At 50.3% G+C, this 16,815-nt stretch carries 12 protein-coding genes, 1 tRNA gene and 1 pseudogene; 8 read left to right on the top strand and 6 right to left on the bottom strand.

The window, feature by feature from the left end; genetic code table 11:
- Window positions 1-65: 65 nt before the first annotated feature.
- Together ABFZ84_RS00675 and ABFZ84_RS00670 are read left to right on the top strand one after the other, a co-directional pair.
- Window positions 66-476, top strand: a complete 411-nt coding sequence (locus ABFZ84_RS00675; protein ID WP_369311747.1) for a PTS sugar transporter subunit IIA — start codon at window positions 66-68, stop codon at window positions 474-476.
- Window positions 477-755, top strand: a complete 279-nt coding sequence (locus ABFZ84_RS00670) for an HPr family phosphocarrier protein (protein WP_369311745.1) — start codon at window positions 477-479, stop codon at window positions 753-755.
- On the opposite strand, the gene ABFZ84_RS00665 is transcribed toward ABFZ84_RS00670, so the two are convergent.
- The 5 genes from ABFZ84_RS00665 to ABFZ84_RS00645 form a co-directional block, all read right to left on the bottom strand.
- Complete coding sequence (locus tag ABFZ84_RS00665; protein ID WP_369311743.1) at window positions 752-1,879, bottom strand: efflux RND transporter periplasmic adaptor subunit; 1,128 nt, start codon at window positions 1,877-1,879, stop codon at window positions 752-754. The two genes, ABFZ84_RS00670 and ABFZ84_RS00665, sit on opposite strands and share 4 nt — an antisense overlap.
- Window positions 1,880-1,891: 12 nt before the next feature.
- Window positions 1,892-4,978, bottom strand: a complete 3,087-nt coding sequence (locus ABFZ84_RS00660; RefSeq protein WP_369311741.1) for an efflux RND transporter permease subunit — start codon at window positions 4,976-4,978, stop codon at window positions 1,892-1,894.
- Window positions 4,979-5,204: 226 nt separating this feature from the next.
- The gene (locus tag ABFZ84_RS00655; RefSeq protein WP_369311739.1) at window positions 5,205-7,376 is read right to left on the bottom strand and encodes a M23/M56 family metallopeptidase; all 2,172 of its coding nucleotides are present in this window, start codon (window positions 7,374-7,376) and stop codon (window positions 5,205-5,207) included.
- Window positions 7,373-7,759: a BlaI/MecI/CopY family transcriptional regulator gene (locus tag ABFZ84_RS00650; RefSeq protein ID WP_369311737.1), complete on the bottom strand. Its 387-nt coding sequence runs from the start codon at window positions 7,757-7,759 to the stop codon at window positions 7,373-7,375. The genes ABFZ84_RS00655 and ABFZ84_RS00650 overlap by 4 nt, the downstream gene beginning before the upstream one ends.
- Window positions 7,760-7,902: 143 nt before the next feature.
- Entirely contained in the window at window positions 7,903-8,646 is a 744-nt protein-coding gene (locus ABFZ84_RS00645) for an alpha/beta hydrolase (RefSeq protein WP_369311735.1), read from the bottom strand.
- 299 nt (window positions 8,647-8,945) lie between these two features.
- On the opposite strand from ABFZ84_RS00645, the gene ABFZ84_RS00640 reads away from it, so the two are divergent.
- From ABFZ84_RS00640 to ABFZ84_RS00630, 3 genes and pseudogenes are all read left to right on the top strand, one after another.
- Window positions 8,946-9,022: transfer RNA gene (locus ABFZ84_RS00640), tRNA-Asp, on the top strand.
- 312 nt (window positions 9,023-9,334) lie between these two features.
- Window positions 9,335-10,459, top strand: a complete 1,125-nt coding sequence (locus ABFZ84_RS00635) for an FG-GAP repeat domain-containing protein (RefSeq protein WP_369311733.1) — start codon at window positions 9,335-9,337, stop codon at window positions 10,457-10,459.
- Between the two features lie 286 nt (window positions 10,460-10,745).
- A pseudogene (locus tag ABFZ84_RS00630) lies at window positions 10,746-11,027 on the top strand (cyclic-phosphate processing receiver domain-containing protein); the annotation flags it as partial.
- A gap of 977 nt (window positions 11,028-12,004) precedes the next feature.
- Here ABFZ84_RS00630 and ABFZ84_RS00625 read toward each other — a convergent pair.
- Window positions 12,005-12,895: a LysR family transcriptional regulator gene (locus ABFZ84_RS00625; RefSeq protein ID WP_369311731.1), complete on the bottom strand. Its 891-nt coding sequence runs from the start codon at window positions 12,893-12,895 to the stop codon at window positions 12,005-12,007.
- Window positions 12,896-12,972: 77 nt separating this feature from the next.
- On the opposite strand from ABFZ84_RS00625, the gene ABFZ84_RS00620 reads away from it, so the two are divergent.
- From ABFZ84_RS00620 to ABFZ84_RS00610, 3 genes are all read left to right on the top strand, one after another.
- Window positions 12,973-13,638 (top strand): class I SAM-dependent methyltransferase, encoded by a 666-nt coding sequence (locus tag ABFZ84_RS00620; protein ID WP_369311729.1) that lies wholly within the window; start codon window positions 12,973-12,975, stop codon window positions 13,636-13,638.
- Window positions 13,639-13,715: 77 nt separating this feature from the next.
- Window positions 13,716-14,744 (top strand): GlxA family transcriptional regulator, encoded by a 1,029-nt coding sequence (locus ABFZ84_RS00615; protein WP_369311727.1) that lies wholly within the window; start codon window positions 13,716-13,718, stop codon window positions 14,742-14,744.
- A 161-nt stretch (window positions 14,745-14,905) separates the two neighbouring features.
- The gene (locus ABFZ84_RS00610) at window positions 14,906-16,813 is read left to right on the top strand and encodes an autotransporter domain-containing protein (protein ID WP_369311725.1); all 1,908 of its coding nucleotides are present in this window, start codon (window positions 14,906-14,908) and stop codon (window positions 16,811-16,813) included.
- Window positions 16,814-16,815: the final 2 nt, after the last annotated feature.

Here is a 16,815-nt window from a genome sequence, read left to right as displayed (position 1 = left end):
TTTGGTGGACATCTCGGAACAATCACGCACCATAGTAGAGTTGTGACGGAGTTGAGCAAAAACAAATGATTGGTCTCGTTGTTGTAACCCACGGACGCCTCGCAGAAGAGTTTCTTTCTGCCGCTGAGCATGTGGTCGGTCCTCAGGAACAGGTGAAAGCCGTATCCATTGGGCCGGATGACGACATGGAAAAGCGTCGGCAAGATATTCTTGAAGCGGCGCGTTCGGTTGATAGCGGTGAGGGTGTCATCATTCTTACCGATATGTTTGGCGGGACCCCGTCAAACCTTGCGATTTCAGTGATGGAAAAAGCTAATGCGGAAGTCGTCGCAGGGGTGAATTTACCCATGCTCATAAAGCTTGCGTCGGCGCGGGCTGAAGATGATTTGCCCGAAGCTGTAAAGGCTGCCCATGATGCAGGCCGAAAATATATCAATGTTGCATCTTGGGTTTTATCTGGCGAGGCTTCGGAATAGGTGGCAGACAAAGTTACAGAAACTGTTGAAGTTTGTAATAAACTAGGTTTGCACATCCGACCGTCACGTTATCTCTCTTCTTTAGCAAAGTCTTATGACGCGGTTGTTTCTGTAAAAAACCAAGATCGCGTTGCGCTCGCGGATTCACAACTCGACCTATTGATGCTGCTTGCGAGCAAAGGCGCAAAATTAGAAATTTCCGCCACCGGTCCACAGGCCGCCGAAGCAGTCGATTCAATCGTTAAGCTTGTGCAGGACAGGTTTGGCGAAAAAGACTAAGCGCTCGGACTAACAAGAATTTGAGACACCGTCACCGATTGTCCTTCACGTAGGCGCTCACCCCCGCGTATAACAACATTTTGTCCCGGTTCAATGTCACCGATGACTTCGATGAATTCGCCTTCTGCCGTACCGATTTCTACATCGACGCGTTTCGCGAGGTTGTCTTCGCCAACAACGAAAACACTGATGCGGTCAGCGCGCAATATCAACGCGTCGCGGGGAACTGCCGTAACAGCTACTGGTCGAGCGGATGGAAGATGAACCCTAACAGCGGACCCGATATACCAGGCAGTTTCCGGCAATTCGAGCCGAATTTCCAACATCCGAGAGCGATCATCGCCAACCGGCACGACAGCGCGGACTTTCGCATCAAGCACTTCCGGTCCATTCGCAACACGGATGGTTTCGCCGGGACCGACATTGCGCGTTAACCCGACGGGCGCGCGAGCGGTGACTTCAAGGTGATGAATATCTACCAGCCGTACAAGCTCCGTACCCGGTGTAGCGTATTCACCAATTTGAGTTTCCTGCGACACGACTCGGCCAGCGAAGGGTGCACGAACTTCGGTTCGGTCTAAGTTCGTTTCCGCCCTATCCAATGCGACTTCTGCTTGTGCAACAGCTTGGAATGCTTCATCTCGGTTTGATCGCATCTCATCTAATGTCGCAGCAGATTCACCAGCCTCTTCGCCAAGCCCGAGATAACGTTTGTATAGACTGTCGAGATATTCAGCACGCGCCGTTAGGCGTTGAACGGCCGCGGCGGAATCATTGCGTGCAAAATTGGCATCCGAAGGGTCTAAGCGCGCAATCAAGTCGCCGGTTTCAACTTCCGCGCCAATTTCGGCAACCCATTCGACCTTTGCACTCGTGGCCGCGGAAATACGACTATCGCGAATAGATACGATTGTACCTGGCGTTTCTGCGTGCGGAGCAAGGTTGCGGCTTTCCGCTTTGGCCAAAGTCACAGCTGCGGGGGGCGGGCCTTGTGGCTGTTCGGTTTCTTCCGCGCTTGCTGTTTCTGTGCTTGCGCCGACATGGCCGCCATAAATGAATGCGGTGCCAGCAGCAATAACGAGCGCTGCTGCGGCGATACTAGAAAATGCGATTTTACGGTTCATGATAGAAATTCCTTATTCCGCCGGCTGCATGGCGAGGCCACGCGGGTCGGTTTGAGCAGAACGTGCGTTACCAAGTTGGAGAAGCGCCGGTAACAGGAGCAATGTGAAAAGTGTGGAGATCGCCATACCGCCAACAATAACGGTAGCAAGTCCGCGATAAATCATACTACCGGCACCCGGTGCCAGCACCAGTGGTAACATGCCCATCAACGATGTGGATGTTGACATAAAAATTGGACGTATACGCAACATCAAGGCCTCACGTACAGCCTCCGTTCGAGATTTTCCGTCCTGCTCAGACGCACGTGTTTGTGACACCAATAGGATCGCATTGTTGACGACCAATCCAAGAAGAATGATGAAGCCTATCATTCCCAACAGATCAAGCGGTGTTGTTTTAAACAGATCAAGCAGCCGTATAGCGAGAACGCCGCCGACCGCCGCCATCGGAAGGGTGATGATAACGAGCACCGAGTCTTTCACTGACTTAAACAACGCGGCCATGATCAAAAACAGAATGACCACTGCGAGCAGGAAGTTTGCACCGAGGTTTTTAATTGCGCGCGCAAGCGAATCCGCATCGCCGCCCCAAATGACCGTCGAGCCTTGCGGGAGGAGATCATAGATTTCATCGCCCGCATTTTCTTTTAGCATTTCAACCGCAGGGCCAAGTGCCATGCCATCGGGTGGATTAATTCCGAGGGAGATCGTCCGCCGCGCATCGAGCCGCCGTAACTGTTGTGGACCAACGCTACGCGTTATGGTCACCAACTCACCGAGGGGTACAACCACGCCAGAGGGGGTCGCAATGGGGGCGCTTTCAAGATATTCCGGTTCCGCCCAATCTTTCGCGCGCAAAAAGACATCAATTCTTCCGTCTTCATGAAAAAATTCACCAAGCCATTGTCCGTCGCCCAAGGCGCGAACGGCCCGCGCGACGGCGGCGCGGGTCATACCCACTTCGGCAATACGGCGATCATTCGGTAGTAATTGCAGCTCTGGCGTTACGACATCGGGATCAGGGTTTGGCCAGACTTGCGCACCGGGCAAGGCATTTTGAATTAAATCCATTGCCGCAGGCATTGACGCAACGAGGGCGTCATAATCAGCGGCTTGAAGTTGCAACGTGATGGAGCCAGATCCGCCAAAATTACCAAACAAGTTGCCCTGACTTGCGAAGACACGCGTGTCGGGAAAGCCGGCGAGCACTTCATTGTTAACAATATCGACCATTTCATCAATTCGGGATTGATCATTAATCCGAACACCGATGTTACCGCCAAAGACATCTGAAAAGAGATAGTAGTTGCGCAGAGCAGGCTGTTTTTCACCGTCCATATAGGGTTGAAGGCGTTCAACAACGATTTCAGCGAATTCTTCGCGGATGGTGTCTGCGTTTGCGCCAGACGGGAAGCTAATAAACCCATCGACCGCATCTCGTTTTACTGGCGGTAGGTAATTGAGCTGTGGCCATAGGACGAACGCAACTATGACCGGTAGAATTGTTAGACCCGAAATGATTAAGCCACGTCGTTTATTTGTCGAGGTCAGTTGAATAATGAAATTCGCGAGAACCTTGGCAAAATTAGGATGTTCAGTTTCGGATTTTCCCTTTTTAACGAAATACCGCGCCCCCGTTGGCAAAAGCGTGATCGCGACAATAAGGCTGAAAGAAACAGCAATCGCAATCGTTAAGGCGAGGTCGGCGAATAATTGCCCCTCGACATCTTCAAAAAACATAATCGGAATAAAAATTGCGACGGTCGTGACCGTCGAGGCAAATAATGCGCCAAATACCTGTCCCACGGCTTCTTCCGCCGCTTGGAAAGGTGTCCGGCCTTCTTCACGTAGGCGGACAAAATTCTCAAGAACAACAATTGCAGCATCGAGTACCATTCCGGTAGCAAAGGCCAATCCGGCAAGCGAAATAATATTGATCGTCCGTCCAAAGAGGTTGAGGACGATCAAAGTTGCCATCAGGCAAATAGGGATTGATGCCGCAATAATCATTGTTGCTGCCGCACGGCGTAAAAATAGCCATAGAGCCCCGATCGCGAGCATTATGCCGATAACGAGATTGCCGGAAAGCAGTGTAATTGCCCGTTTGATAAAGACCGAGGGATCGAAGCTTTTGTGAATAGCAAAGCCCATTTCAGCAAGTGGACCTGCGTTTAATTCGTCTATTACCTCTGTTATCCCGTCGATGGCTTCGAGGGTGTTTGACCCGGGAGATCGCAGAACACTCATGCCGATGGCCGGGTTACCGTTTTGGTAGGAAAGGCCCGAATTTCGGCGGTCGGGGGAGACCGATATGTCGGCGATATCCCCGAGTCGGATCGGCGCGCCTTCGCGCCAGGCGAGTATGGTCTCGCTTAGTTGGTCTGCGGTAAAGCGGCCTTTAAAGCGCATGGTATAGTTACGTCGGCCGACTTCTACAGATCCGCCGGTAATATCCGTAGACTGATTTACGTTTTGCGTTATTTCATCGAGTGTAATGCCGAGTTGCGCAGCAAGATAAGGATCGAACTCGATACTCAAGATTCGTTCACCGTCTGGGGCCTGAATGTCGATGCTAGCCACACCATCAATAGCCTCGAGGCGGGGGACGATGCGTTGTTCCGCAAAATCGCTAAGGTTGACGTTTTGATTTGTGGTACCAGGCAGTCGCTGAAGAAAAAGAAAGATGAGATTGTCAGCGCCGCCGCCGCCACCATTATTTATCGCGGGGCGATCGGCCTCGGCGGGCAATCCCTGAACACGTTGGAGCCGGGCGTTCACTTCTGTGAAGGCTTTGTCCATATCGGTGCCGAGGGAAAATTCGAGCGAGATCCAAGCACCACCCTGATTAGACCATGATTGCATGACCGTGACACCGGGAATGCCTCGAAGCTCCCGTTCAATGGGTTCGGTGATTTCGCTTTCAACTTCGCGAGGGGAGGCACCGCGCCATCCCGTCCAAATGCCGATCTGAGGCCGCTCGATTGAGGGGAAGAGTTGAACCGGTAGGCGCGACACAGAAAGTGCGCCAAGCATTGTGATAAGGGCCAGTACAACAAGTGCCGCCGCCGGATTTTTGAGGCAAAGCCGTGTCAGTCCCATCGGTTCTCTCCCGCCTTTTTCTTTTTGAAAGGTTCAAGAGACTCTTACGCCGAGTAGGGATCAATGCATCTGTTATTCGACCAGTCGCCTGATCGGTGCGATAAGCCGACTGCGGATAAATTTTAACTAGGAATGTAGAGAAAATGTAAAAAATAATACGATGTATACAGCCGAGTTTACCGCCCGGCTGTTATATCACCTTGAGCCTAGTATTCAGGATCGAGGGTTAACGTTTGTTTTCTGCCAACAATTCTTTGCGGCGACGTTTAATGTCTCGCAGTTCCTGTTCTAAATCAGCTTTTGCGTCTCGTAATGCGTCTTCTCTTATATCCAGCATTTCTTCTTCGCGTAGAATGATCTCTTGTTGGCGTTCACGTTCTGCCTCTGCAAATGCAACGGAGATTTCCTGTTTCGCGCGTTCAATTTCGCGTTTTGCAGTGCGGCTCCACTCGCGCTCAAATTGTTCATGGTCCACATCGCTGAATTCGTGCCGAAACTCTGCTTCTATCTCATCGCGTGCGGCTTCGATTTCGCGTTGTGCGTCCTCCCATGCTTGCTCGCCTTCTTGACGGATGGCTTCGATTTCGGCCTCCGTTAGATCGACGGCGTTAAATTGGAATGTGGGAAGAGCGTTGTTTGTTTTCGCAAGTTTTTGAAATTGTTTGCGCTGATCGTCGATAAGGGCGGTTACATCTTTTGCCCCCTGAAAGCTGTCGAATGAAAATTCAATCTTATTGAAATCTTGGAAAGCGTCGAAGTTGCTAAATTGATTACGTAGTTTGTGTTCAATCTGGGCGAGTTTGTTATCTAGCGCATGAGCATTTTTTGCAGCTTCTGGGGCGGCAGGTGCTAGTGCGGGTTTGGAAGAGGGCGATGACGCAGCCGGCACGATGGCAACTGCACGCGGTGCACGTAGAGGTGGTTCAGTGGACAATGGTCGTGGCGCATCAGGAATGATCACCCGAGAGGGGTCAACATTTGTGCCGTTCTCAATGACTTCAAAATGCAGGTGCGGCCCGGTTGCGTTACCTGTACTGCCGACATTTGCGATGACATCGCCTGCGGCTACGCGGTCGCCCTTATTGATTTTATAACTGTCAAGATGCGCGTAGCGCGTTACCAGCCCGTGACCGTGATCAATAACCACCACTTTGCCCCATGACTTTCCGCCACGGTAAAGATCAGTTGCATCAATGACTTTACCGTCGCCTGCGGCAAGAACCGGCGTTCCACGCTTGGCGCGAATATCAACACCTTCATGGTAAGCTAGCTTCTTTCCGTCATTCGTCTCGCCAAAACTGATGGTGATTTCGCCATTTACGGGCGTTACGGGAAGCGCCACTCTCGCCGGAGGCGGCGCAACCGCGATCGTTGCCTGCGCTACAGCTATTCCGGCGGCGAATATGGCGCTTCCGATAAGGGCAATTTTACTCGGTGTGGAAAGCAATGCTTGGCTTGTGCCGCCTGACAAAATCGCATCAAGCCGCGCTCGGCGCGATTGCTTATCAAATGGCGTAAAGGAGGGGATTAACTCGCCCGCAAAACCCGAACGCGCGCCTGCCGCGAGGCGAAGACCTTGAACAAAGCAATTCGCATATTGATGACGATCAACACCGGCTGAAAGTACGAGCGCATCGGCACCTTGTTCTGCTGCAAGATTGGCTTGAGCGCAAATTCGGTGCATGAACGGATTAAACCAGAATACGGCCTTGGCGACTGAACATAGTGCAAAAAGCGCTACGTCACCGCGTTTTATATGGGCCATTTCATGAGCCCCCATTAGGGCCGCATCTTTGATCGATACGCGATCCAAAAGGTTGTACGGCAACACGACAACGGGGCGAAAAACGCCGTAAACACAGACGCTTGATACAATATGGGAAAACACGTATCGCGGGTGTTGGGAAACACCAATCCGTACCCGCCACATCTCGAGTGCAGTTTCCAGTTGTGGCTCGTCTAGCGACAATGCAAAATTGAGCCGGTACGAAAACCAAACATGGCGAATAGCGGCAAGCGTTATCACCATGACAAATCCATAAAAATACAACACCGCCGACATGCGCAAAATATCTGCAAGAGAGACTGTGGTTGGTGCCTCCGCGACGAATGCTTCGGTGCCCGTCGTTGGCCTCACGGCAATGTTTGCTAATTCCATCATTGGCGGGAGCGGCGAGCCTGCGCGCATTGAAATTCCGAATGATGCGGCGATCGGCGCCAGCAAGACGGGTAGAGCGGCAATGACAAGTGCTGTTGGCCATATGGTGCCACCCATGGCCGATTTTCCGGTTAGGCGCTCTTGGTGTTTCGCGAGATAAGAAGCGCCGAGAAAAACAATCGGTGCCCAGATCATGGACGCGAGTAAGCAAAGAAAAAATGGCTCGATCATCGCGTTCATGATTCTGTCTCCGCTTTTCGAAGGACCTCTTGAAGTTCTTCAAGCTCGTCATCGCTAAGTAGTTTTGAATCGGAGAAGAATGCTGTGGCCGGTGTCGAATCTAACTCTAGAACCCGTTTTGAAAAATCAGCGATCATGCGCGAAAGCATCGTGACTTTGCCGATTTGAGGTTCATAGATATTGACGCCATCAATGGCAGTTTTGGAGATTAGCCCCTTGTCGGTCATGCGCTCTAATACGGTGCGCACTGTAGAATATGACCAGTCGAAATCAGGGGAGATTTCGCTATGGATCTCGCGCGCGCTCATTTCTTTGGCCTGCCAAAGGCGTTTTAAAATCGCGAGTTCGGGTTTGGTGGGATCGGTCCCCTTGATGTCTGTCATATGCTGCCCAGCCTAAAAACAGGGCTAATTGCCCTTTTATTTGGCCCCAGAATAGAGCATTGCGACATCTGTCGCAACCGATTGACCGGGTTTCGGGCCGTTGATGCGATGAGCCGTTTCGTCTTCGCGGTGAACGGTTTCGTCTACAGCGCGCTAATTGTATCCGTTAGCCGCTGGAGGTCGGTTGGCTCTGAGAGCCGGTGATCGCCATTTTTGACAAGCGATATTTCGACATCGCTGGTCTCTATAAGTTCGGCAAATGCCAAAGCATGGCCATAGGGGACAGCTTCGTCTTTCATGCCTTGAAGGATCCGAACCGGGCAGTGGATCGGAACCGGCCCATCCATGACAAGGTTTCTCCGGCCATCTTCTATGAGTTTTTTTGTGATGATTTCAGGCTCATCGGAATATTCAGATGGTTGCTCTAACCGACCCTTCGACAAGATTATTTCGCGTTGTGCGTCCGAAAACGAGGGCCACATAAGCTTTTCGGTAAAATCCGGCGCGGGGGCAATAAAAGTGATTGCGGCAATTCTGTCCGGTCGTTGAAGCGCCAATAGCGTCGCAATCCAGCCACCCATTGATGACCCGACCAAGATTTGCGGGCCTTGGGTTTGTGCATCAAAGATGGCGAGCGCGTCGGCGGCCCATTCCCCGATACAGCCATCGGCAAATTTACCATCGGACTCGCCGTGGCCGGAATAATCAAAACGGAGATATGGTCTATTATTCGACTTGGCCCAATCACTTAGAAATTCCGCTTTCGTGCCGAGCATGTCGGACCGAAAACCACCGAGCCAAATTATGCCCGGATGCCCCTCACCAGAGACTTGACGATAGGCGAGGCGGCCATGGGGTCCGGGAAAATATTGTGGGGTATCGGTCATTGGAATTCTCATCTTGGCAGTTAACGCGTGGTCTGAGTGGAGGCATCCCGCCAGTATCCGACTTATCGCGCGAGGTGAATAGATGGGGAAAACTCTCGGTGAAAAGTGCCGCTCTGAGCGTTAATGGTAAATGCTATGCTTGTGGCTATATAGCGGGCAATTATTCATATTTTTGGACATCTTTTTGGTTTCGAAAGAAGAATTACCAATATTGTGGCCGCGATCTGCGATATTCCGCTTGACGCCCTTAGCGCCCTATCTTAAACGGCACCCTCTATTAAGCGTCAGGCTTATCTGATGCGGGTGTAGCTCAGTTGGTTAGAGCGCCGGCCTGTCACGCCGGAGGTCGCGGGTTCGAGTCCCGTCACTCGCGCCACTTTTAATTTACATAACAACAGTCTTTAATGCATCACGCTTTTCGTGGGCGGTCCGTTTGGGCCGTAGTTAAGCCGTGGAAATTACTGCTATTGTGGGTGCTGTCGTTGTTAGATCAAAAATAAAGCATGGCAAAACGTGCTGAGCTATTAAAAGCAGAACTTGAGCGTCACTACGCACGCCGAGCGGTAAACTCTTTGCCGGGGAAACGTGTGAAGACGGTATATAGTTTGCTGCCACCTGTGCCGGACTGGGTGGATTTTCTCATTATTTAGTAGCTCATATGTTGGTTGGTGATTAGGAGGACCTGTCTATGCGTGGAAAGATGCTTCTGAGTTATCTTCTAGCTACATTGTCAGTATCCGGTGTTGTATTTGCGCAGGACCGTGCACTATCTTTCAATCAACACCCGTTTTTAACATTTGATATTGCTGAACATCTTACCGCAGACGTGACGCTAGCTGATCTTGACGGTGACGGAGATTTAGACGTTCTGACGGCAAATGGCCGGCATTGGGCAGAGCAAGATTTTGTGTTTTTAAACGCTGGCTCTGGCCGAATGCTGGAAGCAAGGCCGATTGGCGAACAAATAGGCGCGAGCTACACAATACAAGCAGGCGACCTTGATAAGGACGGCGACCTTGATGCCATTGTCGTCCGGGATAACTTGACGGCCCTTGTATTCGAAAATGACGGCCACGCCATATTTTCCCTGATCGGGGAAATCGCGAAAAGCGCCGGTCCTACAAGATCAGCGCGTCTCCTTGATGTCGACGGTGATTCAAATCTCGACCTTGTTATGGTTACCCGACGCGGGACAGATCGACTCTATATCGGTGATGGTGAAGGTGGTTTCGGATTGCCAGCAGATCTTCCAGGAGATGGGTATGGATCGACCGGTGTCGATGTCGGTGATTTTGATGCCGACGGTGATTACGACCTACTGATAGCTAGGCGCGATGGTGCAGCAAGCGTTCTTCTGAACAATCAGGGTAGTGGTGATTTCCATGCAATTGCGCTTCCTGCAAGCGAGGGCGATCATCGTAAGGCCGTATTCGCGGATATGAATGGTGATGAGAGGGTGGATATCATACTGACCGGCACCACTGGAGTACATTTGCTATACGAGCAAAGCGAAGAGGAAGAGTTTACCGAACCAAAGCTGTTCGGAAGGACCGGCGATAATGTTCAGGCGGTTGCTGCTGTCGACATTGACGCTGATGGAGACATTGATCTTGTTGCGGGTGCAGATGGAAACAATCTGTTGTATTTTAATGATGGGTCAGGAGTATTCCAGCGAGAGACTCTTCCGAATAGCGCCGATACATATGGCGTTGCTGTAGGGGATATGAACGGTGATGGTGCGATTGACTTTGTTTTTGCAAATTCGGGCACTGCGAATGACGTTGTCCTGACGAGGCTTCGTGGGGCGAATTAAAATCAGGGAATTCATTTTTACGGAAAGGGTGCCAAATCGCCTGAGCCGAATGCTCTAGAGGATTTTATTCAACTGTTCTAAAACCGCCCCACATCATACTCCGGGAATTGCGCTTTCTCGGTCTGACAGACTATGTCCAATCGCCGGTTCTAAGCCCCGCCTTCACTCGCGCCATTATAAAAACAAATTCCCTAAATAGCTAAACTCAGTACATACGTTCGATTTTGTTCGCGTGTGGGTATTTTAAGGTGTTTAAGGCGATAGGGTTTCGACCGGGGAGTATAGCGTGAAAATTTATCTCGACGATGAACGGCCGACGCCTGATGGTTGGACCCGATGTTTCTGGCCAGATGAAGTCATCAATTTATTGCACACCGAGAATGTCTCGGAAGTTAGTCTCGATCATGATCTTGGCGATGATGATCGCGGGACAGGCTATGATGTTTTGTTGTGGATCGAAGAAGCAGTGCTCACGCGGGGGTATACGCCGCCAAAGCTGTCTGTGCATTCAGCGAATATTTCCGCACGCCAAAAGATGGAATCGGCGATAGAAACAATTGAAAAATTCATTCGCACACCTACTGATTTTTCACGTCATCAAGACAAGGGACAGTTTTTGATTAGCTGGGGTGGAACGGCACCTGCAGCATATATCCCAAAACCGGGTGTTGAGCTTGAGCTTAAAGACAGCGCCCACATTTCAAATTTTTATGAGCTTGGTGACGAGACTGCGCTGGGGGTTGATTATAGTTGGCAGTGCTATCGACAGGAGTTTCTAGAGGCCGGTTGGCGTCGATCTCTTCATCCGCAACCTATGGCAATTTGGGATCTGACGACCGGAAAGCGGCAGCTTTATCTTGAAGGTCATCATCTAGGCACGGTTTACGGCGCAGAGCTATTAGCCGGGGGAAAGCTGATCACATGGGGTAGAGACTATCTCGGTCGAGTTTGGGATCGTCGCACGGGCAAATGCCTTGATGTTATGCCGTTGCCGCTTTTTGCCGATGCCGCAAGTGGAAAAGCCGTGTTGTCAAATCATAATTTTGGTAAATTGGAGCATTCCGAAAAACAGCGTTATGTAGACAATCGGCACTTGCCCGCGCCGGATGTTCAGGTTGACTGGATTGTGGTTCCAGAAGGCGAGCAGCATTCTTTTAAATGCCGCGTTGAGAACCGATTGGATCAGAACCAAGTGAAGCGTTGGGTTCCGACGGTGAATTCCTCAAACGGGCATTGCATGGAACGCATAAAAGATATTACTGGTGCTGAAGCAAGTTATTCAACCTGGTCATTGCTCGACGATGGAAGGTTATTTGGGGGCGGAACAACCTACGGCACGTCTGGATATATATATGTATGGGACGGGCTTTATGATTTGCGAATTCTGCACGCTGGTAGGGCCAGTATAAACCTTGAAATTACGGGTGAGGTTGCGCCGAATGTTGTCGAAACTCAAGAACCTCTCGGGATTGATGATTTCGACACATATAGATTCAAGGTCTGAAGCAAGCTATTGCATAGGATGACTATTCCAAAGGCTAATGTTTATATGTTTGCTAGGTGTTCTGTAAGCAGATCAAATACCAAGCGGATTCGTCGGCTGGTATGAAGTTCCCGGTGTGTCACGATCCAGATCGGTACAGGAATAGGTTCTAAATCCGGTAGAACTAATTCTAGCTCGGGAAAAAGTGCAGCGTCCTCCTGCAATAGAGTGCCGATCCCAAGTCCCCGGCGTACCATTTCATTGATGGCGGTTCCGCTTGCCGAATTGATCGGAAAGTTTTTGCGGGTCAAATGAACACCATATTCGCCATAAGCCGCGATTAATTGTTCAAGGTTTTCAAACCCCAGGAAAACAGCATCTTTTAAATCGTCTGGTGAGCGTGGACGCCCGATTCGATCTAGGAACTCCGTAGACGCATAAAAACGCGCCGTCGTTTCTCGGATGAGTTTCGCAATAAGCTCTGGTTGGGTCGGTCGCCCATGACGTATCGATATATCTGCTTCGCGACGGGTGAGATCGCGCACCAAATTTGACGTCGTAATGGTAATTTCGATTTCTGGTGCTTGTTCGCGGATAACCTCGATGATGGCGGGAAGGTGATAGGTGGCCAATGTGTTCGTCGTAGATAATTTTACGGATCCCTTAATCGATTGCGATTGGCCGGATGCGGAAAGCGACATTCGGCTGGCGGCCTCAAACATTGCTCGCACATGATCGAGAAGTTCAAGCCCAGCTTCGGTGAGCAACATGTTTCGCGTGCCACGCTCAAAAAGAACAATATTCAGCTCCGTCTCTAACGCGCTTACCTGTCTGCTGAGGGTTGGTTGGGTAACATTTAACGCACGCGCCGCAGCCGAAAGTGATCCTTCCTCGGCTGTAGCGAGGAAGGCGCGAGCTTGGTTCCAGTCAAATGATACAGTCTCCCAGTTCATGCATTTTCGTATATCAGTTCATGAAATTTAGGCAATATGCGTATGTCGAAGCTGTCTGTATATGCTGAAAACAATAGATGACCGTATTTATGGGAGAGTTCACGGTGACAGCACAAGGCAAGGTAAATAAGCGGTTCTGGGACAAGGTTGCAGCGAAATACGCCAAGCAGCCGATCGCTGATCAAGAGTCCTACGAGCATAAACTCAAGGTCACGAGGGAATATTTGACGCCGGAGACTAGGATGTTTGAGTTCGGTTGCGGCACCGGTTCAACGGCAATTCTACATGCGCCGAATGTAGAACACATCCTGGCCCTGGACGTTTCCGATAACATGCTCGCCATAGCACGAGACAAAGCTCGTGAAGCCGGCGTCCAGAATATTGATTTTGAACAATCGACAATCGAAAATTTTACCGGACACGCATCTGGTTTTGACGTCATTTTAGGGATGTCGATTGTTCATCTGTTGGTAGACAGAAAAGCAGCGTTGGCGAAAGTATATGCGTTACTCAAACCAAATGGCGTCTTTGTTTCGAGCACCGTCTGTCTGAATGATTCAATGGGGTATTTGAAACCATTGATTTGGATGGGCCGAATGATCGGAAAACTACCGTATGTTGATTTTTTGCGGAAAACTGAATTGATCGCTGACCTCCGCGAGGCGGGGTTTGAAATCGAATATGAGTGGCAACCCTCTACGGGGAAGGTGGTTTTTATCGTTGCGCGGAAATCAGCGGTTTAGTGGCTCTATTTAACTTTGGCAGGAACGGTGGGGTCTTTGTCCTAACGGTCTTGGAACTGGCGGGCTAATGTCTGATTATGAAGAAAACAACAAAAACATACACAACAGCAGAGCCGCCACGGAACGTGGTTATGGTCGCATATCCCGACGCACATATTCTTGATGTTGTCGGGCCGCTCGAGATTTTGACCGGTTCCAAGCTCTTTCTTCCGGAGGGAATTGATCCGTATCGTGTTGCTTTGGTGGCACATGATAAGGGGCCAGTCTCGACCACGAGCGGGCTAACGCTTCAGGCAGACTACGATTTTAACGGGGCAAAAGATCAGCTGATAGAGATTGATACTCTGATCATTTCTGGTGGTCATGGCACGGGCGAGGCGATCAACGATAGTGATTTATTAGAATATGTGAGTTGGGCAGGACAACGCGCAAAGCGCATAGTGTCGATTTGTACGGGCGCTATGATTTTGGCTGAGCTGGGGTTGCTTGATGACAAGCGAGCGACAACCCATTGGTGGTGGTGTCCAATTCTTGCACAGCGTTATCCAAAAGTCGAAATTGATCCCGATGCCATCTATATTCAAGACGGAAACATTTGGACTTCCGCAGGCGTAACAACGGGAATGGATCTGGCGCTCGCACTTGTGGAAGCAGACTGGGGGCATGAGGTCGCGCTTCAGGTCGCGCGATATAATGTAATGTATATGATGCGCCCAGGTGGCCAATCGCAATTCAGTACCCAACTTATTGCTCAGACAGCGGATGATAGTGCGATTGCTGAAACGCTCCAGTATATTTTGAACAATGTCAAAGAAGACCTCAATGTTACAAAGCTGGCTGCTCGCGCGGCGATGTCAGAGCGATCATTCGCGCGGAAGTTTAAGGACGAAACCAACATTACCCCAGCAAATTATGTGGAAATGGCAAGGCTTCAGGCGGCGAGGGTAGAATTAGAACAGACAAATCATCCTGTCGAAGTTATTGCGATGAACGTTGGGTTTGTGAACCCCGAGCGTATGCGTCGCGCCTTTCAGAGACATTTGGGTATTGCCGCGAGCGAATATCGCGAACGGTTTAAACCGCATGCAACTAAAGCGAACCCATAACCGAATACAGCTAGCGCGTAGATACCGGAGAGAGAAATGAATAATTCTAGCTAGTATAACTTTGGGCCGATTGGGCACAAAGAATTAAGGCGCGCAAAGCGTCGATCACAACAAAAAAATGAAAATCAAACGATGGGCCTCTTGGCCCAATGGAGAGACTCATGCCTTTTTCTAAATTATACACCACAAGACCTTATGCCAAAAATGCCACTACCGCGCTTTTAATGGGCGTTGCAGCGGCAACGTTATATGCGCCGATGGCGAACGCAGAGACCGGAGACGGGAATTGGTATTTCTTCGGCGATAGCTCGATAGGGCAGGGAAATTTTAGCGCTATTGTTGGTGAGCGCGGAGAGGATTTCACGCCCTATTCATCAAATAACGGGTTCGAGCGAGACTCAAATGGACTTGTTTGGGCTGAAATGATGGGGAGAGACGTCGATATTGTTCTTGATCCAGATCAAAATTCTTCAAACTTAAACTTCGCTATATCCGGTGCGCATATGACGCGCGGTGGCGACCTCGTACCATTTGGCGTTGAGACTGGCGTGCGTGTTCAAACCGAAGAGTTTGCCGCCCTTGTCGGTGGCGGAATGCTTGATATTGATGACGACGATGTAGCGTTCATGATCGCTGGCGGAAACGATTTTCTGGATCGCATGGATGCAGGAGAGGATGCCGACTTAATTTCGACAGATGTTGCAAATGCTGCGGCGGAAAATGTCGTGGAACTCGCAAATGCGGGTATACGAACAATTATCATCTCAGAAATTCAGCCGCTTCAGTATTCACCAATGTTTGCCGATGATGATGCCGCAAAATCGTCGCTCGACGAATTAATGGATGAAGCGAATGAAGAAATGTTCGATGCGATTGCTGGGGCGACGCTACCGTCGGATTTGAACCTTGTCACAATGAAATATGAGAATTTTCTTTCATATATGACGGGTAATGCAACGGCACTTGGTTTCACGAAAACGGATGTTGCCTGTTACAACGATGATACTGATGCGCTTTGTTCATCTGACGTCGATGAGCAAAACCGCCACGTCTTTATTGATGAACTTCATTTTTCTGAAGGGGGGCACCGTTTGGCGGCCCAGTGGTGGAAATCAACACTGAATGCAGCATCGGGCGAAGCATCGCGCCAGGTGGCACGAATTGGTGATGTCGCTCAATTTGAATTGGAAAATGTCTTGGGGCGCGTTGGGGCAGGGCGGCCCGATGTGGATCAGCGTTTTAGTATTTATGGTGACTTTTTTATGGGCACGCCACTATTGGCCCATGACGATATCCGTTCTTTGGTTGAGACTGATTATAAAGGCGTCGTAATTGGCGGCGAAGGGTTTTTGACTGAAACGGTGTTTGCCGGCGCAGCGTTTACGCTCACGGAAAGTGATGTCGATACTATTGCTGGTGGCCGGTATGACAGTGGGTCAAAAGGTTTGCACGGGTATATCGGCATCAAACCGGACTGGTATGATGTTCGGATTGGTGCGGCTTATGGCTGGTTAGATATTGACGATATCATTCGCCCAACTGGCGTTTCACTTTTGTCCGCTAGCGGACAAACTGACGGAAATTATTGGGATACCTATGTCGCAGTTGGTGGGAAAACCGATTTCATGGGGATCAACGTCGATGGTGATGTGTCCTTTCATGCCAGCGAAATCAGCGTTGACGGATTTATTGAAAGCGGCGCGCAGGGCCTAGCACTTAGTTATGAGAAGCAAACACGCAAGAGCCGAAGAATTGAGGCAGGTCTTAAAATTCAACCAATGGTATGGCGTGTTCGAGAGCGCTTTTCAGTGTCCCCCGTTGCGGACTTTAGCTACCGCCGAGAGCTGACCGATGGAAGTTATACACTGACATCACAGCTAATCGATAACACAGCCAATAGCGCAGTCTTCCTGACGGACGGCGTTGCCCCCGATCGACTGAGCGCCGCTTTCGGGTTCGATGTTGAATTTGATGATAGCTGGAAGCTTGGCGCACGCTACGAAAAAACATGGGCAGATGATGTTTCTGGTGCCGAGGGTATTTCGATTGTTCTTCGCAAAGCATTTTAGAA

Origin of the sequence: Hyphococcus lacteus (genome assembly GCF_041058985.1) — a bacterium.
Lineage (GTDB): Bacteria > Pseudomonadota > Alphaproteobacteria > Caulobacterales > Parvularculaceae > Hyphococcus > Hyphococcus lacteus.
This window is presented reverse-complemented; position numbering and strand designations above follow the sequence as displayed.

Excerpts from the sequence above, each read along its gene's own strand:
- ABFZ84_RS00650 (WP_369311737.1), bottom strand. The coding sequence starts at position 7,759 with ATGACAGACATCAAGGGGACCGATCCCACCAAACCCGAACTCGCGATT.
- ABFZ84_RS00615 (WP_369311727.1), top strand. The coding sequence starts at position 13,716 with ATGAAGAAAACAACAAAAACATACACAACAGCAGAGCCGCCACGGAAC.
- ABFZ84_RS00645 (WP_369311735.1), bottom strand. The coding sequence starts at position 8,646 with ATGACCGATACCCCACAATATTTTCCCGGACCCCATGGCCGCCTCGCC.
- ABFZ84_RS00665 (WP_369311743.1), bottom strand. The coding sequence starts at position 1,879 with ATGAACCGTAAAATCGCATTTTCTAGTATCGCCGCAGCAGCGCTCGTT.
- ABFZ84_RS00660 (WP_369311741.1), bottom strand. The coding sequence starts at position 4,978 with ATGGGACTGACACGGCTTTGCCTCAAAAATCCGGCGGCGGCACTTGTT.
- ABFZ84_RS00610 (WP_369311725.1), top strand. The coding sequence starts at position 14,906 with ATGCCTTTTTCTAAATTATACACCACAAGACCTTATGCCAAAAATGCC.
- ABFZ84_RS00675 (WP_369311747.1), top strand. The coding sequence starts at position 66 with ATGATTGGTCTCGTTGTTGTAACCCACGGACGCCTCGCAGAAGAGTTT.
- ABFZ84_RS00620 (WP_369311729.1), top strand. The coding sequence starts at position 12,973 with ATGACCGTATTTATGGGAGAGTTCACGGTGACAGCACAAGGCAAGGTA.
- ABFZ84_RS00625 (WP_369311731.1), bottom strand. The coding sequence starts at position 12,895 with ATGAACTGGGAGACTGTATCATTTGACTGGAACCAAGCTCGCGCCTTC.
- ABFZ84_RS00635 (WP_369311733.1), top strand. The coding sequence starts at position 9,335 with ATGCGTGGAAAGATGCTTCTGAGTTATCTTCTAGCTACATTGTCAGTA.
- ABFZ84_RS00655 (WP_369311739.1), bottom strand. The coding sequence starts at position 7,376 with ATGAACGCGATGATCGAGCCATTTTTTCTTTGCTTACTCGCGTCCATG.